This is a genomic window from Paludibacillus litoralis (genome assembly GCF_037646705.1).
Lineage (GTDB): Bacteria > Pseudomonadota > Alphaproteobacteria > Rhodobacterales > Rhodobacteraceae > Pikeienuella > Pikeienuella litoralis.
This window is the reverse complement of sequence record NZ_JBBHER010000002.1, coordinates 392,260-414,128: the sequence shown is the minus strand read 5'-3', so window position 1 is coordinate 414,128 and position 21,869 is coordinate 392,260. Positions and strand designations below refer to the sequence as shown.

General features: G+C 69.4%; 19 protein-coding genes. 2 read left to right on the top strand and 17 right to left on the bottom strand.

Annotation, left to right across the window (positions count from 1 at the left end; all coding sequences use genetic code 11):
• Nucleotides 1-108 precede the first annotated feature (108 nt).
• From WG921_RS02935 to WG921_RS02920, 4 genes are all read right to left on the bottom strand, one after another.
• Complete coding sequence (locus tag WG921_RS02935) at nucleotides 109-2,373, bottom strand: mechanosensitive ion channel domain-containing protein (RefSeq protein ID WP_340107706.1); 2,265 nt, start codon at nucleotides 2,371-2,373, stop codon at nucleotides 109-111.
• 162 nt (nucleotides 2,374-2,535) lie between these two features.
• Complete coding sequence (locus WG921_RS02930) at nucleotides 2,536-3,108, bottom strand: cob(I)yrinic acid a,c-diamide adenosyltransferase (RefSeq protein WP_340107705.1); 573 nt, start codon at nucleotides 3,106-3,108, stop codon at nucleotides 2,536-2,538.
• 5 nt (nucleotides 3,109-3,113) lie between these two features.
• Nucleotides 3,114-3,317 (bottom strand): twin transmembrane helix small protein, encoded by a 204-nt coding sequence (locus WG921_RS02925; RefSeq protein WP_340107704.1) that lies wholly within the window; start codon nucleotides 3,315-3,317, stop codon nucleotides 3,114-3,116.
• A gap of 57 nt (nucleotides 3,318-3,374) precedes the next feature.
• Entirely contained in the window at nucleotides 3,375-4,790 is a 1,416-nt protein-coding gene (locus WG921_RS02920) for a Glu/Leu/Phe/Val family dehydrogenase (RefSeq protein WP_340108002.1), read from the bottom strand.
• Nucleotides 4,791-5,013: 223 nt separating this feature from the next.
• On the opposite strand from WG921_RS02920, the gene WG921_RS02915 reads away from it, so the two are divergent.
• Entirely contained in the window at nucleotides 5,014-7,164 is a 2,151-nt protein-coding gene (locus WG921_RS02915) for an adenylate/guanylate cyclase domain-containing protein (RefSeq protein ID WP_340107703.1), read from the top strand.
• 39 nt (nucleotides 7,165-7,203) lie between these two features.
• On the opposite strand, the gene WG921_RS02910 is transcribed toward WG921_RS02915, so the two are convergent.
• From WG921_RS02910 to WG921_RS02885, 6 genes are all read right to left on the bottom strand, one after another.
• Nucleotides 7,204-8,388 (bottom strand): type 1 periplasmic-binding domain-containing protein, encoded by a 1,185-nt coding sequence (locus WG921_RS02910; protein WP_340107702.1) that lies wholly within the window; start codon nucleotides 8,386-8,388, stop codon nucleotides 7,204-7,206.
• Between the two features lies 1 nt (nucleotide 8,389).
• Nucleotides 8,390-10,681, bottom strand: a complete 2,292-nt coding sequence (locus WG921_RS02905) for an MFS transporter (RefSeq protein ID WP_340107701.1) — start codon at nucleotides 10,679-10,681, stop codon at nucleotides 8,390-8,392.
• A complete protein-coding gene (locus WG921_RS02900; protein WP_340107700.1) occupies nucleotides 10,678-11,859 on the bottom strand; it encodes a D-alanine--D-alanine ligase family protein in 1,182 nt (393 codons plus the stop codon). The genes WG921_RS02905 and WG921_RS02900 overlap by 4 nt, the downstream gene beginning before the upstream one ends.
• A gap of 128 nt (nucleotides 11,860-11,987) precedes the next feature.
• On the bottom strand, nucleotides 11,988-13,118 hold the full coding sequence (locus WG921_RS02895; RefSeq protein ID WP_340107699.1) for an endonuclease/exonuclease/phosphatase family protein: 1,131 nt from the start codon (nucleotides 13,116-13,118) through the stop codon (nucleotides 11,988-11,990).
• A 176-nt stretch (nucleotides 13,119-13,294) separates the two neighbouring features.
• Nucleotides 13,295-13,909: a 3-isopropylmalate dehydratase small subunit gene (gene leuD / locus WG921_RS02890; RefSeq protein WP_340107698.1), complete on the bottom strand. Its 615-nt coding sequence runs from the start codon at nucleotides 13,907-13,909 to the stop codon at nucleotides 13,295-13,297.
• Nucleotides 13,910-13,952: 43 nt separating this feature from the next.
• Entirely contained in the window at nucleotides 13,953-14,486 is a 534-nt protein-coding gene (locus WG921_RS02885; RefSeq protein WP_340107697.1) for an HdeD family acid-resistance protein, read from the bottom strand.
• 270 nt (nucleotides 14,487-14,756) lie between these two features.
• Here WG921_RS02885 and WG921_RS02880 point away from each other — a divergent pair, with 270 nt between their 5' ends.
• Nucleotides 14,757-15,992 (top strand): MFS transporter, encoded by a 1,236-nt coding sequence (locus WG921_RS02880; protein WP_340107696.1) that lies wholly within the window; start codon nucleotides 14,757-14,759, stop codon nucleotides 15,990-15,992.
• Nucleotides 15,993-16,041: 49 nt separating this feature from the next.
• Here the strand turns inward: WG921_RS02880 and WG921_RS02875 are convergent, their stop codons facing one another.
• The 7 genes from WG921_RS02875 to rpsP all read right to left on the bottom strand — a co-directional run bounded on the left by WG921_RS02875 (nucleotide 16,042) and on the right by rpsP (nucleotide 21,851).
• Complete coding sequence (locus tag WG921_RS02875; RefSeq protein WP_340107695.1) at nucleotides 16,042-16,818, bottom strand: VPLPA-CTERM sorting domain-containing protein; 777 nt, start codon at nucleotides 16,816-16,818, stop codon at nucleotides 16,042-16,044.
• 175 nt (nucleotides 16,819-16,993) lie between these two features.
• On the bottom strand, nucleotides 16,994-18,415 hold the full coding sequence (gene leuC / locus WG921_RS02870; RefSeq protein WP_340107694.1) for a 3-isopropylmalate dehydratase large subunit: 1,422 nt from the start codon (nucleotides 18,413-18,415) through the stop codon (nucleotides 16,994-16,996).
• A gap of 209 nt (nucleotides 18,416-18,624) precedes the next feature.
• Nucleotides 18,625-19,491 carry a CE1 family esterase gene (locus WG921_RS02865; RefSeq protein WP_340107693.1) on the bottom strand — a complete coding sequence of 289 codons (867 nt, stop codon included), beginning with the start codon at nucleotides 19,489-19,491 and terminating at the stop codon, nucleotides 18,625-18,627.
• Nucleotides 19,492-19,562: 71 nt separating this feature from the next.
• Nucleotides 19,563-19,949: a 50S ribosomal protein L19 gene (gene rplS, locus WG921_RS02860; protein ID WP_340107692.1), complete on the bottom strand. Its 387-nt coding sequence runs from the start codon at nucleotides 19,947-19,949 to the stop codon at nucleotides 19,563-19,565.
• 4 nt (nucleotides 19,950-19,953) lie between these two features.
• Nucleotides 19,954-20,838, bottom strand: coding sequence for a tRNA (guanosine(37)-N1)-methyltransferase TrmD (gene trmD, locus WG921_RS02855; protein ID WP_340107691.1), 885 nt, complete (start codon nucleotides 20,836-20,838; stop codon nucleotides 19,954-19,956).
• Entirely contained in the window at nucleotides 20,835-21,374 is a 540-nt protein-coding gene (gene rimM / locus WG921_RS02850) for a ribosome maturation factor RimM (RefSeq protein WP_340107690.1), read from the bottom strand. Before rimM ends, trmD begins: the two co-directional genes overlap by 4 nt.
• Nucleotides 21,375-21,452: 78 nt before the next feature.
• Complete coding sequence (gene rpsP / locus WG921_RS02845) at nucleotides 21,453-21,851, bottom strand: 30S ribosomal protein S16 (protein WP_340107689.1); 399 nt, start codon at nucleotides 21,849-21,851, stop codon at nucleotides 21,453-21,455.
• Between the last annotated feature and the right edge of the window lie 18 nt (nucleotides 21,852-21,869).

Sequence of the window (21,869 nt, the reverse complement as noted above, 5' to 3'; positions counted from 1 at the left end):
TACGCCCGATCCACGTTCAGGTCATCGTCTGAATCCGGCGCCCGGGCCACTCCGCCGCCGAAATCCGGTTCACGCGCCTTATAAATTGGCGTTGACGCAAGGGTCAATTCAGCCCTCTTTCGCCGTCGAAGCCGAATCCGCACCGTCGCCGCCGGCTTTTCCCGCCGGAGGCTCGAGCGGCGCGCGCGAGACGACATGCACCGGCGGCGCGTCGCCGTTCTTGTCCACGCCGAAATAGATCGTCTGGTGGGGAAAGGCGATCTCGATGCCCCGCTCGTCGAAGATCCGCTTCGCGACCTCGTTATAGCCGCGCCCGACGGCCCATTGCATGCCCGGCGCGCATTTGATCCGCGCCCGGAGGACAACCTTGCTGTCGGCCAGCTCCTGAAGGCCGGACCATTCCAGCCCGCCGAGGATGGCCGGCTCCAGCGCGGGGTTCTCCATCAGCTCGGTGAAGGCGTCATGCATCGCCTGTTTCGCCTCCGAGACGTTCTCCCGATAGGCGATGCCCATGTCGCAGACGAAATACCCGTATTCGCGCATGTAGTTGGAGACCATGTCGACCGAAGAGAACGGGATGATGTGAAAGCACCCGTCGACGGCCCGGAGACTGACCGAGCGGATCGTCAGCTTCTCCACCACGCCGGTCGTGCCGTTCAGCGTCACCACGTCGCCGACATTCATCGCGTTCTCGAACTGGATGAAGACGCCGGTGATGATGTCCTGCACCAATTTCTGCGCGCCAAAGCCGATGGCGAGGCCGAAGACCCCGGCCGACGCGATCAGCGGCGCGATGTTCACGCCGATCTCCGAGAGCGCGAACATCAGCGTCAGCACCATGATCACCACCGTGGCGGCGTTCCTCAGGAGCGACAGCAGCGTCATCTCGCGCGCCGTGGCCTTCCGCCCGAATTCGGGGTTCAGCCGGAAATCCACCCAGGAGGCCAGCGCGACCCAGAGCGCGAAGGCGATCACCGCGATCACCGCGACGGAGAAGAACATGTTCAGAATCGCGCCGCCGGAGCCGGTCTCCAGCCAGCCCCTGATGTCGAAAAGGCCGAGCGCGTCCACCGCGAAGCCGACGACGGCGATGGCGATCAAGAGCCGGATCAGCCAGAGCGCGCGCGGGACGAACCCGTTCAGCCGTCGCTCCAGCAGGGGAAGGCGCGCGCGCACGGACTCCGGCAGGCGGACGCCGTGCGCGATCGCGCGCGTGATCGCGCCCGATGCGACCACGCCGACGACGACCGCGCCCAGCACCTCGGCCGAGCGGATCAGCACCGGCCAGAACACGCCGTCCGGGCGCGCCGCGACGACGAGAAAGAGCCCGACCAGATACAGCAGCGCCGGGATATGCCAGTTGGCGATCAGGAGCGCCGCGGCGCCGCGCCTCTCCCTCCCGCCGGAGAGCCAGGCCGCCACCGGCCGGCGCCCGTAAAGCGTCAGCCCGGCGACGATCAGGATCGCCAGCAGCGCCAGAATGGTGGAGACCCCCGCCCCCGCCTGGGCCGAGATCAGCCGCGCCGCGATCGGCGCGAGAAGAAGCTGACCATATCCGAGCACCCCCGCGACCACCCCGAACCAGATCGCCATCGCCCGCGCGCCGCGATCGGGGATCGCGACGAGGCGGAGCGTGGGCGTCGACGGGGAGAGGACCGCGCGAATCGCCACATTGATCAGCCCGACCACGGCGAAGGCGTTCAGATAGAGCGCCTGGCGCACGCCGACCCCGCCGGATGCGCCCGCGAAGGCCAGCGCCGCGACATAGCCCGCGGCCATCGCCGCCAGAACCGCGGCCGCGTCCATCGCCGCCATCGCCGCCAGAACCGCCAGAACCCGCGCCGCGCCGCCGTCATGCGCCCGGGCGCCAAGGCGCCGATAGACCCGCCCGAGCCAGAACCGAAGCAGCGCGAGGGCGACCACCGTCACCGCGATCACCAGCGCCAGATCGCGCAGCGCCCCGAACAACTGGTCGATCTCCTCCAGCGAAAGCCGCGAGAACGCGGCCGGCGCCGCGACCGCAAGATCGCGGAGCGCGGCGAACCCGTCCGCGAGATCCTGGGCCGCGCCGGCGCTCCATTCGGCGATGCGCGCGCCGGTGGAAAGCTCGGCCGCCTTCGCGCCCTCCTCGCCGGCCGGCGCGCCCCCGCCCGCGCGCTCCAGCTGCGCGATCAGCGCGGCGCGCTTGTCGTCATCCTTCAGAAGATCGGCGAGCAGCCGCGCCTCGTCCGGCGGCAGCGCGCCCTCCGCCGCCTCAGCCGGCGCGGGCGCCTGAGCGCGCGCGGGGGCCGCCGCCATGAAAGCCGCCGCCAGCATCAGGAGAAAAAACGCCGCCGCCGCGCATATGCGCCGGGCCGATCCGGTACGGGTCAAAATCGTCCCTCTCTTCAGTCTCATCCGCCCCGCGCGGCCCGCCGAACCCCGGCGCGATCGCGAGAGGCGCGGCGCCGCTCCGCGCTCATCCAGGCCGGGCGACGGAAATGAAAACAGCCCTGAGCGGAAAACCGGGCTCCGCTCGCCGGCCAGACGCGGGCGTCAGCGATTCGCCCCGGGAACCCAAAGCACATCGCCGGCGCCGTTCCCGTTCGCGGCGCGGGCCGCGACGAAAAACCAGTCGGAAAGCCGATTGAGATATTTGAGCGCGGAGGCGTTCACCTCCTCCGCGGCGGCCAGCTCGGTCGTCAGCCGCTCCGCCCTGCGGCACACGGTGCGGCAGAGATGAAGATGCGCCGCGAGCGGCGAGCCGCCCGGCAATATGAAGCTCCGGAGCGGCGAGAGCGCCGCGTTCATCTCGTCGATCTCCGCTTCGAGCCGCTCCACCTGGCTTGCGCTCATCCGGAGCCGCGGATGCTTCGCCTCGGCGTCGCCGGCGAGATCGGGGACGCAAAGGTCCGCCCCGAGATCGAACAGGTCGTTCTGGATCCGGGCGAGCGCCGCATCCATCTCCCCCTCCGCGTGCAGCCGGGCGAGGCCGACCGCCGCGTTCGTCTCGTCCGACGTGCCGTAGGCGGAGACGCGAAGCGCGTGTTTGGGGGTTCTGGCGCCATCGCCGAGCGCGGTGTCGCCGCCATCGCCGGTGCGGGTGTAGATCCGGTTGAGAACCACCATGGCGCCTAGGCCCCCATCTGGGCCGTCAGCACGGCGGCGAGAATCAGCGCCACCGCGATCGCCTGCGTGAGGATGCGCAGCCGCATGATCTTGTTGGCGTATTTGCGGTTGAATTCGCCCCCGCGCGCAAAGCAGAGCACGCCGAACATCAGCACCGCGAGGACCACGAAGCAGGCGCCGGCGGCCATATAGAAAAGCACCAGGGACATGGGCTCTTCTATACGCCGCCGCGCCAACCGTGACCAGCCCGATGACGCCGCGCCCGCTCAGAGCCCGAGCGAGCGATAGGCGGCGGCGACCCGGCCGATCGAGACCAGATAGGCCGAGGTCCGCAGGTCGCGCGCCTCCGGACGCGCGCGCCAGACCTCCGCCATCGACTGATACGCGCCCCGCATCGTGTCCTCGAGGCCGGAGCGCACCAGCGTCAGCTCATCCGCGCCCGCGGTGTATTTCTCGCGGAACGCGTCCGAGACCTTGCTGCCGGTGATCCGCTCGATCTCGTCGATCAGGAGCCGGTTTCGGGCCTCTTCCTGCCGGCGCTGCATCCGGCCGAAGCGGATATGGCTGAGGTTCTTCACCCACTCGAAATAGCTGACGGTCACGCCGCCCGCGTTCGCGTACATGTCCGGGATGATCAGCACGCCCTTCTTGCGCAGAATCTCGTCCGCTCCGGCCGTCACCGGGCCGTTCGCGGCCTCGATGATGACCCCGGCCTTGATCCGATCGGCGTTGGAGAGATTGATCGCCGCCTCGAACGCCGCGGGGATCAGGATGTCGCACTCCTCCTCCATCATCGCCGCGCCGTCGGCGACATAGGCGGCGCCGGGGAACCCGCGCACGCCGCCGTGCTCCATCAGATGCTGGCGGACCTTCTCGACCGGCAATCCGGCCGGATCATGCAGCGCGCCATCGCGCTCGACGATCCCGATGATCTTGCAGTCGTCCTCCTCCGACAGGAACTTGGCGGCGTGATAGCCGACATTCCCGAGGCCCTGAATGATGATCCGCTTGCCGGAGAGCCCGCCGGTCAGCCGGGATTTCGCCACGTCCTCGGCGTGGCGGAAGAATTCCTGAAGCGCGTATTGCACGCCGCGCCCCGTCGCCTCGACCCGCCCGGCGATGCCGTTCGCCGTCAGCGGCTTGCCGGTGACGCAGGCGCGGGAGTCGATCTCGGTCGTGTTCATCCGCGCGAACTGGTCGGCGATCCAGGCCATCTCCCGCTCCCCGGTGCCCATGTCGGGCGCCGGCACGTTCTGGCTCGGATGGATCAGATCGCGCTTGATCAGCTCATAGGCGAAGCGGCGGGTGATCCGCTCCAGCTCGTCCTCCTCCCAGTCGGCCGGGTTGATGCGAAGCCCGCCCTTGGCGCCGCCGAAGGGCGCCTCGACCAGCGCGCATTTATAGGTCATCAGCGCCGCGAGCGCCTCGACCTCATCCTGATTGACGCTCATCGCGTAGCGGATTCCGCCCTTGGTGGGCTCCATATGCTCCGAATGGACGGAGCGATAGCCGGTGAAGGTGTGGATGGCCCCGCGCAGGCGCACGCCGAATCGCACCGTATAGGTGGAGTTGCAGACGCGGATCTTCTCCTCCAGCCCCGGTGAAAGATCCAGCAGCGACGCTGCGTGCGTGAACATCATGTCGACGGATTGACGGAAGCTCGGCTCGGTCGTTGATTCCAACATCTGAGATATTTCCTTTCCCCTCTGGCCGCGCGCTGCGACGCGATCGCACCGCATTAGACCACATGTGTATCCCAATAATGAAGAGCCGGCTTCATCCGTGTTTCACGACATATCGGATTCACACATTGATGACATGAATAGTATATTCCATGGCTCAGACGAGCGGATCGGAACGCTCCGTCTTTGCGAACGAGAGCGATGAGGGGCGCGACGTGAATTCATGACGGCGACAACGCAACCACGACGACACGGCCGGATCTCGCTCAAGATCAGCCTGATCGCGATCCTGATCGGCACGGTCGCGCTGACATCGGCGGCGGTTCACCTGCCCTGGCTGATGGTCAGCCGCGAGAACGTCTCCGACATCGCCGGCCAGCTCAACGGCGAGATCATCGGCGGCGTCAACCGCGAGGTCGCCGCGCTCTTCAGCTCCGCCGCCGCCGCCCAGGCCGCCCTTCACGACACGCTCCGCGACCACGTGATCGACATCAACGACGCGGCCAGCCGCGAGCGGCTCTTCCTCGCGTTCCTGAAGGCGAACCCGCATTTCTCCTGGGTGAGCTTCGGCGCGCCGAACGGCGATTTCTTCGGGGCCCAGCGCCGGGGAGACGACAGCCTCCGCCTGGTCGAAAGCCGCTGGGACCCCGTGCGCGCGGAGGCCGATCGCGCCGAGACCCATGTGGTGGAGGACGAAGGCCGCGTCAGCCAGACCGCAATCGACCGGGAGACCAACGATTACTACGCCCCCGGCCGCGCCTGGTATGTCAAGGCGCTCCAGTCGCCGGGGCGGGATATCTGGACGGACATCTACATCTTCAGCGATTCGCGAAAACCCGGCCTCAACACGGCGATCACGCTGAGCGCGCCGGGCGCCGGGCCGCTGATCGGCGTCATCTCCATCGCGATCGAGCTGGATCAGATCTCGAATTACCTCGCGGAGCTGCCGACCGTGCGCAGCGGCGCCGCGTTCCTGATCGACCGGCGGGGCGGCCTCATCGCCTTTTCCGATCCGGGCGAGCTGGTCGATCAGCACCCGCTCTCCTCCGACGCGGCGCTGACGCCGCTCTCGCAAAGCCGGCACCCGATGCTCCGCCTCGCGCAGACCGGGCTGACCGCGAACCATGTCGTCTTCGCCGATGTGAACGAGCGCCTCCAGACCACCGTGACCAACGCGGAGGGCGAGCGGTTCTTCCTCTCGCTCGCGCCGACGGCGCGCGAAGGCTGGCTGCTCGGCACCCTGATCCCTGAGGCGGATTTCATGGGGGCGATCTACGAGAATTACATCCGGCTCATTCTGATCGTCATCGGCGCGCTGATCTTCGTCACCGTGATCGCGCTTCTGGTCTCACGCTATCTTCTGGTCCGGCCGCTGCAGAACCTGGTGGCGGAGACCCGCAAGATCGCCAGCTTCAACCTCGACGACGTCCGCCCGGTCAGGAGCCCGCTGATCGAGGTGGCGGCGCTGTCTGACGCCGTGGAGCAGATGAGCCGCGGGCTGTCCTCCTTCCGCCGCTACATCCCGACCGACCTGGTCCGGATGCTGCTGCATCAGGGCGTTCTCGCCGAGATCGGCGGAGAGCGGCGCACGCTGACCATCATGTTCATGGATCTCCAGGGCTTCACCAGCGTCTCCGAGCGCCTCGGCCACCGGATCGTCCCGGTCCTCGGCGAATATTTCAGCGCGATGAGCACGGCGATCAAGGCGCATCACGGCACGATCGACAAATTCATCGGCGATGGCGTGATGGCGTTCTGGGGCGCGCCCAAGCTCGACGAGGACCACCCTCTTCAGGCCTGCCGCGCCGCGCTGGACTGCCAGGCCGCGATGGAGCGGCTCCGCGAAGATTGGGCCGAGCGCGGCCTGCCGGCGCTGAAGCTGCGCATCGGCATGACCACGGGCCGCGTCGTCGTCGGCAATATCGGCAGCCCGGAGCGGCTGAACTACACGGTGATCGGCGATCCGGTCAATCTGGCGGCGCGGCTGGAGGGGATGAACCGGGAGTTCGGCACCGGCGTCATGATCAGCCAGCACACCTACGAGCTGGTCAAATACGACATGCTGGCCCGCCCGCTCGACACCGTCAGGGTGAAAGGGAGGGAGGAGCCGGTGGCGGTCTACGAGCTGCTGGCCCCGCTGGACGAATCCGGCGAGGCGCCCGGTTTCGAATGGGCCGCGCATTACGAAAACGGCTTCAATCTCTTTGCGGCCGGCAGGCTCCGCGAAGCCTCGGAGGCGTTCCGCCTCGCGGTGGAGCTGCGCGGCGACGACCCGGTCAGCCGTGACTTTCTGGCCCGGATCGAGGCGCGCCTCGCCAACGACCCGGCGCCGCGCATCCACGCCATCGACCGCGAGCCGCCGAGCGCCGGGTGAACCGGCGCCGACATCCGCGCCGCCCGCCTGCGGGCGGCGTCAGTCCGCGCGGGGCGGCGGCGGGGCGGAGCGGCCGCGCACCCGGAGCGGGGCGCCTTCGGGGCCGTAGATATAGGTGGCCGCTTCGAAAAAGGAGAACGGCGTCTTCAGCCCGATCGCGCGCGCGCGCATGAAGTTCACCGCGACGTCCGGCGGCGAGACCACCCCGACCGGCAACGCCCCGGCCTCGGCCCGGCCGGCGAGAATATCGGCCCCGTAAACCGCCGCGAGCTGCGCGTTCGATTCGAAGCCGACCCCGATCGACAACAGCGCGCTGTCCGGCCCCGCCCGGACCACGTCCGGCGCGGCGGAGAGCACCGCCGCGCCGCCGGCATGGGCGTTGATCGCCCTGATCTCGGTGAAGACGCTGGTCGATCCGGTGATCCAGAAGGCGCTGTTCTTCAGGTCCGGGTCGGAGCGGCGCATCCGCGCCACCGCGTCGGGGATGAGCGCGGACAGCTCCGCGCGCGCCCGCCCCGCATCGGTCACCGCCGCTTCGAAGGCGTCGACGCCGGCCGCCCGCATCGCCTCGATCATCGGCCGCGCCTGCGTCTCCACCGCGCTGATGTTGCCGGCGTCGACGAGGATCGCGAGGTTCTTCAGCTTCGGCATCAACTCGCGCAGATACTCGACCTGAACGTCGATCCGCGGATTCAGCGAGGTGAAGGCGATCAGGGCGCCGCTGCCATCGGTGTAATTCGGCGTCTGGCCGAGCAGAACCGGGTCCTTCGCGCAGACCGTCACCACCGGCGCCGGCAGGGCCTCGCGCATCCCGTTGATCCACTCGACGGTCTCCGAGCCCATCGCATAGATCAGCGCATAGGCGCCTCGCCGCGCCTCCTCCAGCAGAGCCGCGCCCCGCGCCGGATCCTGACCGAAATTCACCGCCAGAAACTCCAGATTCTCCGACCGGCCGGCGAAATCCTTCAGGAGCGTGGACATGGCGATGTCATAGGCGCTGGATTTTCGCGGATAGATGACCAGCACGGTGCGGGCGGGGCCGTCGGGCGCGGTTTTCATGCGCATGAGAACCCGCCGATCGTCCGCCGGGTCGGGCGCCGACACCGTCCAGTCCGCCCGCGCCTCCGCGTCGATGGCGAACCAGTCGCTCCCCCCCGCCGCGCGGATCTCCGCCGCCGGCGAGAGCGCGGCGAGAAGCGCGAGGACGAGGATCAGCCGGCGCATTTCAGCCCCCCTCGACACGCCGGCGGGGCGCGCGCCCCGCGCCGAAGAGCAGCGTGAAGATCAAAAGCGCGCCCGCGATCCAGAGGAACGCCGCGCCGCCCCCCGCCGCCGCCAGCAAAAGCCCGACCAGCATCGGCCCGGCGACATGGCCCCCCCGCTCCATCAGCCGATAGACCGCGGTCGCGGCGGGCCGGCCCAGCCGGTCCGCGGCGCTGGTCTCGCCGATGAAGGAGACCACCGGCGCGTTCACGCAGCCATGCGCCAGACCGATCAGAAAAACCCCGCCCGCCGCCAGCCCCGCCTCGGCGGCGGGCGCCAGCGGCCAGAGCCCGCCGCAACCGATCATCGCCAGCCCGGCGGCGGAGCCGAGCCCGCCAAGGGTCAGAACCCCGCGGCTCCCCCCGGTCATGTCCACGCGGCGCGACGCCGGCCCGGTCGAAAGCAGCACGCCGACCGCATAGAGCATGATGATCTGGCCGATATCCTCCGCCGCCCAGCCCTGACTGCTGAGGAAAAGCGGCGCCGCGAACACGATGACGCCGGTCAGCACCGCCTTGGCCGGCGCCCCGATCAGCAGAAACGCGCGCATGAAGCCGAGGCTGCCGAAGACGCGCGCCGCGTCCCTCAGGAACTCCGCAAAGCTCATCGCCCGGCCGGCGCCGCCCGGCGCCATCCGCGGGATCATCCAGGCGGCGTAGGCCGACAGCGCCAGCCCGACCAGCGCCGAGAGCGCGAAAACGCCCGATGGCGTCAGATCCTCGACAAGCAGCGCCCCGATCGCCGCGCCGGAGATCATCCCGCCGTTGAAGCCGATGACGATGATCGCGGTGGCGCGGGTCCGCATCTGCGCCGTCGCGCTGGTCAGCACCGCGGTCTGCACCCCGATGAGAAGCATCCCCTGCCCGATTCCGGCCAGCGTCCGCGACGCGACCAGCACCGGAAAATCCAGCGCCAGCGCGGGAAGCGCGCTGGCGACGGCGGCGAGGGCGGCGCCGGCGATGATCGCGCCGCGCGGCCCGCGCCGCTCCACCCACACCGTCGCCGGCATCAGCGCGGCGGCGAACGCAACGAAATAGGCGGTGAACGCCAGCGAGGCGGCGCTCCCGCCCATACCCATCGCCGCCGCCTGATCGCGAAGCAGTTGCGGCAGGAACCCCGCCGACAGGAAATCGGTGAAGATCGCGGCGAAGAATATCGGCCGCATCACCAGAAGCACGCGCGCGTCCGCGTCCCCCCTCTCCCGGCCGAACGATCGCGCCACGTTCAGGAACACCGCCGCGAAAAGCCCCGACGCCAGAAGCAGCGCGGCGAAATTCTTCACGCTCCGCCCGATCGCCTTCCAGACCACGACCGCCGGCAGCGCGACGCCGACGCTGACCGCGTCGTCGCCCTGACCAGGCGCCACCGTCACGATAAATTCATAGGATCCCGCCGCCGGCCGCCATGGCGCCCCCACCCGCTCCGGGTCGGAATGCGCCACGACGCGCCCGCCCCGCATCAGCGCGACCTCGGCGATATCGCTGTCGGCGCGGCGGTAATCGGCCAACATGGCGTCGATCCCGCCGACATCGTCCAGCGTCAGCCCATAGGCGAAAAGCGGCGCGATCCGTTGGCCGAGAGAGACCGAGAGCGCCTTCGCCTTCGCCTGCGCGCCATCGGCGTAAAGCGAGACGAGCCCGGCGGCGACCCCGGCCGCGGCGAGCACGAAGATCAGCGCGTAAACGCCGACGATCCGCGAGGCGAGCCCGCCCGCCCGCTCCCGCGGCGCCGCCCGGTGCGCGAAGACCCCGAACGCCAGCGCCAGCGCGCCGGCGAGCCCGGCGAGGCGCGGAAACAGCGCGTCGATCGGCCCGGTGAGATCGGCGCGCGCCATCGCCACCTCCAGCTCCCCGACCTTCTCGAACCGGTTTTGCAGCGGCAGCGCGACCCGCGCCCAGTCCGCGTCGCTCCGATCGGCGCCCGGCCCGGTCAGCGCGGCCGCCGCGGGGCCGGCCGCGAACACCGGCGCGCCGGCGACGTCCCGGACGATGATCGCGGCGACGGCCGAATCGGTCTTGAGGATCGGCGCGGCGATCCGCCCAAAGCCGGGATACGCCCGCAGCGGCAGGCCCGCCCGAAGGTGGCTGTCCATCGCGCTCCGCACGATCTCGGCCTCCGCCGTCATCTTGTCGATGATGAACCCCGGATAGGTCCGCTTCGCCTCGCCCCAGCCGACAAAGACCAGAAGCGCCAGCGCCAGCGCCGCCATCCCGCCGAGAAAGAGCGCGCTCCGCAGCCTCGCGCCGCCGTTCATTCGAGCAGGGCGGCGATGTGACGTACCACGCCGGCGCGGTTCCGGAGATAATGCGTGAGCCGATCCGCGAAGAGCGTGAGGATCAGATCCTCGTAACTCATGTCATGCTGGGAAAGCCCGGCGCAGACGAGGCTGATCCGGTCCCCCTTCGGGCGCTTCAGATCCGGCTTCGGATTCGCTTCGAGGATGAAGAGCTCGCCCGCCTCGTCGGCGCGAACATCGAGCCGGACGAGGCTCCGGAGCTGGAATTCCGCATGGACGCGCCGCGCCAGATCGACAAGCCGGCGCGCGGTCGGCTCCTCGGGGTCGAGAAGCCGCACCCGGTCGCTGGTGAACGGGCGGACGTCCATCGAGGTGAAGATCCGCTCGCCCGGATCCGCCAGCCGCTCGAGCACGGAAAAGGCGAACGGCCCGTCGAGCCGCTCCGCCGCCCCGCCCCGCACCACGACCGGCCCCGAGACCGCGACGCAATATTCCGGCCCGCCGACGAAGCTCTCGATCTGCACCTGGTCGAGGGTCTGGCGATAGACCTGCTCCACCACATCGGGAAGCTCCGCCCGGTCCGCCACGAAAAACACGTTCTGCGAGGCGCGCCCGACCACCGGCTTGACCACGAAACCGCCGGACCAGTCCCCGAAAACCGCCCGGAACCGCGGCTCCGTCTCCGGGTTCAAGCGCCCGCGCACGCTGTCCCAGACCATGAAAGGCGGCGTCGGCAGCCCCACCGCCTGACATTCGCGCTTGAACACATGCTTGCTGTCCAGCGTCAGCGCGAGGAGCGGACGATGGCCGATATAGGGAACGCCGCTCATCTCCAGGATCGACGGCGTATGGGCGATGGCGTCATAGCCCTGCACGCCGGCGGTGTTGAGCCAGGCGAGATCGATCCCCTCGTCGCGAAGCCGCCCGGGAAGGGAGAGATCGTCCGGCAGGACGCTGACCCGCCGAAAGCCCGCTCCCCGGAGCCCCGCCGCGATATCCTCCGCGACCGGTTGATACGATTTTTCCGAGCGCGAGTTGCGCCCCTGATGGATCACCGCGCCTGGGCGCGTGCGGTCGCCGTTATGAATCACGCCGACATGCAGGCGCTCGCGAAGCCTGTCGAGTTCGGCGCCCGAAAGAGGCGCATTCCCGGCCCCGCTCACAGAAGCCGCGCCCTGATCAAGCAGTTTCCGCATCCGCAGTCTTTCCCCTTCGTCATACCCATCCCCGGCGCCGACCGCCCCGCCGTCATCATAACCGGGAGCGGTCCGGCAAATGCGTTAACATCCGGATTATTTCACCCGCGCCATGTCGCTCTCGGGCCTCACTTCAGGTCCACCCAGACCAGACGATGATCCGAACTGGCCTTCCCGCCCGTTTTCACCAGCCGGCGGAGCGGGTCGCCCTTCGCCGGCCAGAACACGCCGGCGCCGACCACCCGCCATGACCTTGACGGCAGGACATAATCCACACGCAGATTCCCCGGCCCGCCATCCTCCCGCCAGTCGGCGGTGTGCAGCGCCGGATCGCCGCTCTTGCGCGCGCCCGGCGCCGCGGCGGCGCCGGCGCTTTTCGGCGCCGGATCCTGCGCCAGATCGAGAAGCGCATGGAGCGCGCCGCGCCGCGCGTCGCCATCGGCCGGATCGGCGTTGAGATCGCCGAGAACCACGAAATCGGCGCCCGCGGCCAAGCCCCCGGCGCGGCCCGAATCATCCGTCATCCAGCCGGCGCCGGAGATATAATCGACCCAGAACCGGATCTCGTCATGGTTCCGCCGGCCATTGGCGTCCTCCGGCCCGTCAAAGACCGGCGGCGTCGGGTGGGAGGCGAGCAGATGCATCCGCCGCCCGTCCGGCAGGATCACCGGCGCGTCCCAATGGCTTTTCGACGAGAGGCGCAGCATGTCGGCCGCCGCGCCAAAATGGGCGCGCGGCAGCAGATTGTCCGGCATCTCCGCCCAGCGCTGCAGGCGGAAGGTGCGGATCGCGCCCTCGTCGAACGGCAGCCGCGAGAGGATCGCCATGCCGTACTGGCCGGCGAAATACCCGAAGCCGAACGCGTCCGCCGGCCCGTCGCTCCTTCCGTCGCCGTCGAGATCGCGGCCGGTGGGCGCGCCGGTGTTGACCGGCGCGGTGAAGAGGTGCGGATAGTCGATCCCGTCGGCGTCGCCGCGCCCGGTGGCGAGATAGGCGCGAAACAGGCTCGCCGCGATCTCGCGCTCGTCATGATCGAGCTCATTGATCAGGATCACGTCGGGGCGCACGCGCTGGATGATCTCGGCCACAGCCGCGAGCTGGGCCGAGCCGCCGAGCCGCAGCTCCTGCGCCAGCTGGCCGGGATTGCGCCGGTTGAGCGCGGCGTTGAAGGTCGCGACCCGCGTCGCGCCCTCGGCCGGCGGCGCCGGATCCGCGCCCACGAGCGGGGCGGAAACCGCCAACGCCGCGGCCAGAGCCAACGCCCGCCTCATCGGCCCGCCGGAATCGAACCAGGCCCGAGCCGGGCGAAAGCGCCCGTCAGCGCGAAAGCCCCACCGGCGTCTTCATTTCGGCGCACCGTCATCTCCCCTTCAACCTGAACGGGAGCCTACATGCCCGAATCCCTTCTGGCGAGAGCCGCGCGCCGCCAGGCGCGTCAGGCCCCCGCGAGCCAGGGTTGACGCTTGGCCCGCGCGGATTCGAACGCGTCGATATCGTCGGCCTTCTCCATCGTCAGGCCGATATCGTCGAGCCCGTTCATCAGGCAGTGCTTGCGGAAGGCGTCGACCTCGAAGGAGATCTCGCCGCCGTCCGGGCCGGTGATCACCTGCCGTTCCAGGTCGATGGAGAGCCGCGCGTTCGCTCCGCGCGAGGCGTCGTCGAGCAGCTTGTCGACCTCGTCCTGCGGCAGCGCGATCGGCAGGATGCCGTTCTTGAAGCAATTGTTGAAGAAGATGTCGGCGAAGGAGGGCGCGATCACGCAGCGGATGCCGAAATCCAGCAGCGCCCAGGGCGCATGCTCCCGGCTCGAGCCGCAGCCGAAATTCTCGCCCGCGACAAGGATCTTCGCATCGCGGTAGGCCGGCTTGTTCAGCACGAAATCCGGCTTTTCCTCGCCGTTCTCGTCATAGCGCATCTCGTCGAAGAGATTCTTGCCGAGCCCCGTGCGCTTGATGGTTTTCAGAAACTGCTTCGGGATGATCATGTCGGTGTCGATATTGATCAACGGCAGCGGCGCGGCGACGCCGGTCAGGGTGGTGAACTTGTCCATCGCGATTTTCCTTATGCTCCTGCGCGCGCCGCCCGGCGCGCGGTCATTTCCATTGGGTCGGGCCCCCGAGCGCGCGGGCGAAGAACGCCAGCGCGATCATCGCGAAGCCGTCCAGGATCATCTCGATCCCCATCAGGATCCCGAGGAGCGAGCCCGACACGGCGCCGAAATTCGCGATGATATAGAGCGCCAGAAGCACCGAGAGGCCGCCCGATATCAGCATCGACCAGAAGAAGGGCGTATTCTTCATCCGATAGGCGAGCGCGATGCGCACCACGCCGCTCGCCGCCAGGATGATGGTCACGATCGACACCAGCGAAATGACGCCGTGAAGCGGGTTGGCGAGGAACGAGACGCCGAGAACGACCGCAAGCGCGCCAAGCGCCACCGATGCGATCCTGGACCAGAACCGGTCCTCCCGAAAGGCGGCGACGATCTGGAACGCGCCGATCAGCAGGAAGAGCAGGCCGACCAGTTGCTCGATCGCGAGCGACGCGGCGAAAGGGTTCGCAAGCACGAACAGCCCGAAGACGACGGAGAGAACGCCGAGCAACAGCCACTTCAGCCATCTTCGCATATCACGCTCCATCGGCGCATCCGGCCGCTCCGGGCGCGCGCGCCGCGGCCCGCCCGACGGATGAGAACTGTCGAATGCGCGAGGTAAAGCACGCCTCATTTGCAGGCGCAAGTTCGCCATTGCCAATCGCGCCCCGAATGGCGAGTCTTCTCCCGGACGCCGCAAACGCGCCAGCCGCCGCGCCGGCGCGCGCCCCCGCAGGGCCGATCACGCGGCGATAACGAGACAATCCCCCCGCGCCGCCGGCCGGGCGAGACCCGAGGTCGGCCGATGGCGTTCACGTTCACGACTTTTCTTCGCCGCGAAGCGCCCTGGCTCGGCGCGGGCGCGCTGATGACCTTCGCGTCCAGCTTCGGGCAGACCCATTTCATCTCGATCTACGCCGGCGTCTGGCGGGAGGAGTTCGCCCTCAGCCATGGCGAGTGGGGCGCCATCTACATGGTGGCGACGCTGGCCTCCGCCGCTTTCCTGACGCAGGCCGGGCGCCTCGCGGACGTCATCCCGGCGCGGCGGCTGGCGCTGGGCGTGCTCTTTCTCTTCGCCGGGGTCTCGCTTGGCGTCGCCGTCGCGCCCGGCTGGCTCGCGCTCGGGGCGCTGGTCTTCGGCCTGCGGTTCTGCGGGCAGGGCATGATGACCCATATCGCCATCACCTCGATGGGGAAATGGTATCGCGCGCAGCGCGCCCGCGCCGTCGCCGTCGCCTCGCTCGGCATCGCCGGCGGCGAGGCCATTCTTCCCGCGGCCGGTCTGGCGGCGATCGCCTTTCTCGGCTGGCGCGGAAGCTGGCTCCTGATCGCGGCGATCATCGTCCTTCTGTTCGCGCCGGCGCTCTTCTTTCTGCTTCGCCGGGACCGGACGCCGCTTTCGGTCGCGGAGGCGGGCCATTCGCCGGGAATGGAGGGGCGGCACTGGACCCGGCGCGACATGGCGCGCCACTGGTTGTTCTGGGCCCTCATTCCCGGAATCGTCGCCCCGTCCTGGATCGGCACGGTGATCTTCTTTCAGACCGTCCACCTCGCCGAGGTCAAGGGCTGGGATCTCGTCGCCTACACCGGGCTCGCCTTCCCCGCCTTCTCCGCGACCACGGTCGGCGCCAGCTTCCTGATCGGCTGGGCGGTGGACCGGTTCGACGCGCTGCGGCTCCTGCCGGTCTATCTTCTCGGCTGGGGGCTCGGCTCGATCCTGCTCGGCCTCGCCGACGGTCTTTCGGCCGGCGTCGCGGCGATGGCGGTGGCGGGGTTGAGCTCGGGCGGCGGTTCGGTGGTGATGGGCGCGCTCTTCGCGGAGCTTTACGGCGCGCGCTGGCTCGGCTCGATCCGGGCGATCATCGCCGCGATCGTGGTCTTCGCCTCGGCGCTCGGCCCCGGCGCGAGCGGCGCGCTCCTCGACGCCGGAGTCGGGATCGAAACGCAATGCCTCGCGATGGGGATGTATCTTCTGGCGATCTGCCTCTGGTTCGCGCTCGTCTCGCACCGGGCGCGCTCATTGAAGGCGGCCCGCGCCTGAGCGGAGCGAAAACGCCAGCCGCCGGCGCCCCGGCGGCTGGCGTCGGATCTTACGCCGTCCGGCGGCGGCGAAGGAGCGCCAGCCCGCCGATCCCCGCCAGCAGCAGCGGCAGCGTCGCCGGTAGCGGCACCGCGCCGACGCGGATATCGATCGAGCTCGAAGCGAGCGCCGTCTGGCCGTCGAAGGCCGAAAGCCGGATCGTGTAGACGCCCGATTCATTCGGATCGAACGCCGACAGCTGGGTCATCGTCGTGTTGAAGAAATCGTAGCGCCAGGAGTTCTGCGCGACATTGTTCGCCGCGATGAGCGCCGAGTATTCCCCGATGCTGGTCGCGGCGACGCCATCGCCGTTCCCCGTGGTGTTGTCGCCGATCGCATGGTCGAAAAACGGCGCGTTGATCGGATCGAACGATCCGAAATCCGTTCCCGCGCCCGGATCTCCATCCAGCTCAAGCAGATAGGTGAACTGATCCAGCGCGCCTCCGGAACCGTCGACATTCGAGTTGATCGACCACTCGAAGGACCAGACCGGCGTCGCGGCGCCGCCGGCGCCCATCGGCGGATTGCCGGCGTCGAAGCTGTAGCCGCCAAGGCCGTTGGAGTTGAACACATTCTGCGGCTGGTCGTTCGCGTCGAACCGCAACTTGCCGCGAAGGCCGATCTCGACCCCGTTCGCCGTGTCGACGGTGAAGCCGCCATTCGCGTTCCCGTCGCCGAAAATCACGTCGGGCGTGACGTTCTGATCAAAACTGAGCGCAGACGCGCCAAGCGGCGCGGCGAAAGCGAAAATCACCGCAAGCGCGGCGGAACTACAATATCCTGTCATGACATTCCCCATATATCTCAGAAAAGGGAGCCGACAAAACAAGACACGCCGCTATAAGTTCCGCACGACCAACCGGATCCCCAACGCCGGGACACTAGATCCGTCGCCGCTTCAACTGCAAACGATTTTTCGAATATTTTCGGCTAACCCCGCGCATCTCGCGCGGGGCTCAGTTTCAGCCGATTTCGCGCACGTCCGTCAGCCGCCCGGTCAGCGCGGCCGCCGCCGCCATTCCCGGGCTCATCAGATGGGTGCGCCCGCCCCGGCCCTGCCGGCCCTCGAAATTCCGGTTCGAGGTGGAGGCGCAGCGCTCCCCGGGCGCCAGCTTGTCGGCGTTCATCGCGAGGCACATCGAGCAGCCCGGCTCGCGCCAGTCGAATCCGGCGGCCTTGAGGATTTCGGCGATCCCCTCCTCCTCCGCCTGCGCCTTCACCAGCCCCGAGCCCGGCACGATCATCGCCCGCAGCCCGGCCTTCACGCGCTTGCCCTCGACGACCTTCGCGACCTCGCGCAGATCCTCGATCCGGCCATTGGTGCAGGAGCCGATGAACACGGTGTCGATCTCGATGTCGCGCAGCGCCGTGCCGGGGGTGAGGCCCATGTATTCGAGGCTCCGCGCCGCCGCCGCCTGCTTGCCGGGATCGGCGAAGCTGGCCGGGTCCGGCACCGCGCCGGTGATCGGCAGCACGTCCTCCGGGCTGGTCCCCCAGGTGACGACGGGCGCGATATCCTCGCCCTTCAGGATCAGCTCCTTGTCGAAATGGGCGCCTTCGTCCGAATAGAGGCCGCGCCAGTCGGCCATCGCCATCTCGAACGCCGCGCCCTTCGGCGACATCGGCCGGCCTTTGACATAGGCGAAGGTCTTCTCGTCGGGCGCGATCAGCCCGGCGCGGGCGCCGCCCTCGATCGCCATGTTGCAGACCGTCATCCGGCCTTCCATCGAGAGCGCGCGAATCGCCTCGCCGCAATATTCGATGACATGGCCGGTGCCGCCGGCGGTTCCGGTCGCGCCGATGATCGAAAGCGTGATATCCTTCGCGGTGACGCCGGGCGGCAGGGCGCCGGTCACCTCCACCTTCATGTTCTTGGCCTTGCGCGCGATCAGCGTCTGCGTCGCCAGCACATGCTCGACCTCGGATGTGCCGATGCCATGCGCGAGCGCGCCGAAGGCGCCATGGGTCGCGGTGTGGCTGTCGCCGCAGACGATGGTCATCCCCGGCAGCGTCCAGCCCTGCTCCGGGCCGATGATGTGGACGATGCCCTGCCGGATGTCGGTCACGTCGTAATAGGTGATTCCGAACTCTTCGGCGTTCGCCTTCAGCGTTTCGACCTGGATCCGGCTCTCCTCGTCGGCGATGCCGGCGGCGCGGTCCGAAGTCGGCACGTTATGGTCCGGCACCGCCACGGTCATGCCAGGCTGGCGCACGGTGCGCCCGGTCAGCCGCAAGCCTTCGAACGCCTGCGGGCTGGTCACCTCGTGGACGAGGTGGCGGTCGATATAGAGCAGGCAGGTTCCGTCCTCGCCCTGATGCGCGAGATGGGCGTCCCAGATCTTGTCATAGAGCGTTCTGGGGGAGGTGTTTGGCGCGGTGGACATGAGCGTGTCTCTTCCGTTGTGCTGTACAAGTGCGGCGGGCGGCCCGGTGGGCGGAGGGAGCTTATCCCGCCGCTCCGCGCGCGCGAAGCCCCGCGAAGAACCGCGAGGGCAGGCGGGCCCGGTCGGCGATGTTCACGATCCGCTTCATGCGAAGTCGTCTAGCTGGGAATCGGCGCCGGGGGCAAGCCGCCGGTCGCCGCGCGCGCGCCTCAGCGCGCGGCCTCGACCCCCTCGAACCAGTCGAGCGCAAGCGCGGACCACCCCGCCGGAACCGCGTGGCCGCCCGGATGCAGCGCGAATTCGAGCGTCCCGCCCGGCGCGCAATCGGTCCAGCGCCGGATGAGAAAGGCGCCGGCCGCGCCGTAGCTCTCGGGCGCGTCGCGCGCGCAGCCGAACGCCTCGCGCATCAGCTTCAGCCCGGCGAAAAGATCGCCCTGAACGAGCCGCCCGCCCGCGACCGCGCGCCCCTCCAGCGGCACCACCGGATCGGCCCAGCCATGCGTATGCAGCAGCGCCGCGGGGCCGGCGCATGTCTCCGGCAGCGGCCGCCAGAACAGGCCCGAGACCGGCGCATAGGCCGCGAAGCGCGCCGGCGCGGCGCAGGCCGCGCGCCAGGTCATCATCCCGCCGCCCGAAAACCCGGCGAGCAGCATCGCGTCGCGGGCGATCCCGAACCGCGCCGCCGCGTCATCGGCGACGCCGGCGAGAAAGGAGACGTCGTCGCGCCGGCCCGCGGCGGCGGAGCTGTTCCAGCCGCCGCCGCTCCTGTTTTCGCCGAGCGGCTCGCCCTGGGGCGCGATGACGGCGTAGCCCCGGTCGAGCGCGCCGCGCACCCATGCGCCGCGAAGGACGCGGGCCCCGGTTCCGCCATAGCCGTGAAGGAAGATCACCGCCCCGCGCGGCGCCCCGCCCTCCGGGAGCGCGACGTGATAGATCCCGCCCGCCGCGCGGCAGGGCGCCGCGCCCGCGCCGCAGCTTTCGGCGGGCGCGGGCGAGGCGAAAAGGAGGAAGAAGAGGGCGACGGCGAGCGATCTGATCATCGCGCCACACTGCATGCGGGCCGCGCCGCGCGCCATCACAATTCCGTTGTCCCACAAACGAAAAGGGCGGCCCCCAGGGCCGCCCGCTTCATCCGTATCGGCGCGCCTTATTTGGCGGCGGCTTCCTTCGGCGCGCGATAATTCGTCTTCTCGGCGATCCGCGCGGATTTCCCGCGGCGCTCACGGAGATAGTAGAGCTTCGCGCGCCGCACCTTGCCGCGGCGAACCACCTCGATCTCGGCGATCGCCGGCGAGTAAAGCGGGAACACCCGCTCCACGCCCTCGCCGAAGCTGATCTTGCGGACGGTGAAGGAGGCGCCCAGCGTCGAGCCGCCCCTGCGGCTGATGCAGACGCCCTCGTAATTCTGCACGCGGTGGCGCGCGCCTTCCGTCACCTTCACGCCGACGCGAATGGTGTCGCCCGGCGCGAAGTCCGGGATGGTCTTGCCAAGCTCGGCGATATGCTCGGCTTCAAGCTCTTGCAGCAGGTTCATGGCCTCAGTCCTTCTCAGGCCCGCCTTTGGCGGCGGTGGTGTGCGCGTCCGAGAGCTCCTGGCCATCCATCGGGTCCGCAGCGGAGGCTCTCGCCTCATGCGCCCGCCAGAGATCGGGACGTCGTTCCTTCGTCAGTCGCTCGCTCATCGCGGCCCGCCATTCGGCGACCCGGGCGTGATGGCCGGAAAGGAGGACCTCCGGTATCTCACGCCCCTCCCAGAGCGGGGGCTTGGTATAGTGCGGCGCCTCCAGAAGACCGCCCGCAAAGCTTTCCTCCGCGACGCTCGATGCGTTGCCGAGGACGCGGGGTATAAGCCGAACCGTGGCGTCGATCAACGCCATCGCCGCGATTTCGCCCCCCGTCATGACAAAATCGCCGAGACTGACCTCCTCCACCGCCCGCGCGTCGAGCGCGCGCTCGTCCACGCCCTCGAAACGGCCGCATAAAAGCGTGATTCCCTCACAGGCGGCGAATCGCTTCGCCATCGCCTGATCGAAGGGCGCGCCGCGCGGCGAGAGATAGACCAGCGGCCAGCGCGCCCGGTCGGCCGGCGCGCCGCGCATCGCGTCATCCATCGCCGCGGCGGCGATGTCGGGGCGCATCACCATGCCGGCCCCGCCCCCGGCCGGCGGCGCGTCAACCGTGCGATGGCGGTCGGTCGCGAATCGGCGGATGTCGATGGGGGTGAGGTTCCAGAGCCCGCGCGCGCGCGCGCGCCCGATGAGCGACAGCCCGAGCGGGCCGGGGAACATCTCCGGAAAAAGCGTGAGGACCCGCGCGGTCCAGGCGCCCGCGACCTCCTCCCCCTCGTCGATCAGCGGCCGCGGGCCGAGCGACGGGCGCGGCGCGATCCGCCCATGCGAGCGGCCGGGCGGCGCGCCGCTCATCCGCCCGGCTCCGGCTCGCCGCCTTCCGCCACATCCTCGGGCGGGTCGATCACGATCCGCCGCGCCGCGAGATCCACGGTCGGCGCCGCGGCGCGGGTGAACGGGACCAGAAGCCGGCCCTCCGGCTCCAGCGCGATCTCGAGAAAATCGCCCGCGCCGTAATTCTCGACCCCGAGAACCCGCCCGACCGGAGCGCCGCCCACATCGACCACGTCGAGGCCGACCAGATCGGCGTGGTAATATTCATCGTCCCCCGGCGCCGGCATCCGCTCACGCGGCGCGAACAGGCGCACGCCCCTCAGCGCCGCCGCCTCCTCGCGGGTCGCGACGCCGCCGAGCCGGGCGGCGAACCCGCCCGCGACCGGGCGGGTGATCCGCACCGTGAAGCTCCGCGCGCCATCCTCGGTGAAAAGCGGGGCGTAGCGCGCGATATCCTCCGGCTCCGCGCAGAAGGACTTGATCCGCGCTTCGCCCCGCACGCCGAAAGCGCCGGCGATGGCGCCGACGCAGATCAGATCCTTGCCATCTTCGCTCATCATCGCGTTCCCAAGCGCCGCGTCAGGGGCGCGCGGGGGCCGCCCGGCGCCGGGCGGCCGACCCGCGCGCCGGGAGGATCACTCCGCCGTGGCTTCCGCGGCCTCGGCGGGGGCCTCCTCCGCCGGCGCCGCGGCGGCGGCCTCGGCCTTTTCCTTCTTCGCGTCCGCGCGCTCGACCGCCTTCTGGCCCGGCTTCGCCTTCTTCGGGTTGTTCCGAACCTTTTTCTCCATCGCGCCGGCGGCCTCGAGGAAGCGGCGGACGCGGTCGGTCGGCTGCGCGCCCTGCCCGATCAGCTCCATGATCCGCTCGACATTCATCTTCACGCGGTTCTCGTCATCCTTGCCGAGAAGCGGGTCATAGGTGCCGAGCCGCTCCATGAAACGGCCGTCGCGCGCCTTGCGGCTGTCCGCCGACACGATCGTGTAATGCGGCCGCTTCTTCGAGCCGCCGCGAGCCAGTCTGATCTTCACCGCCATGTTCGTCTCCTGTGTATG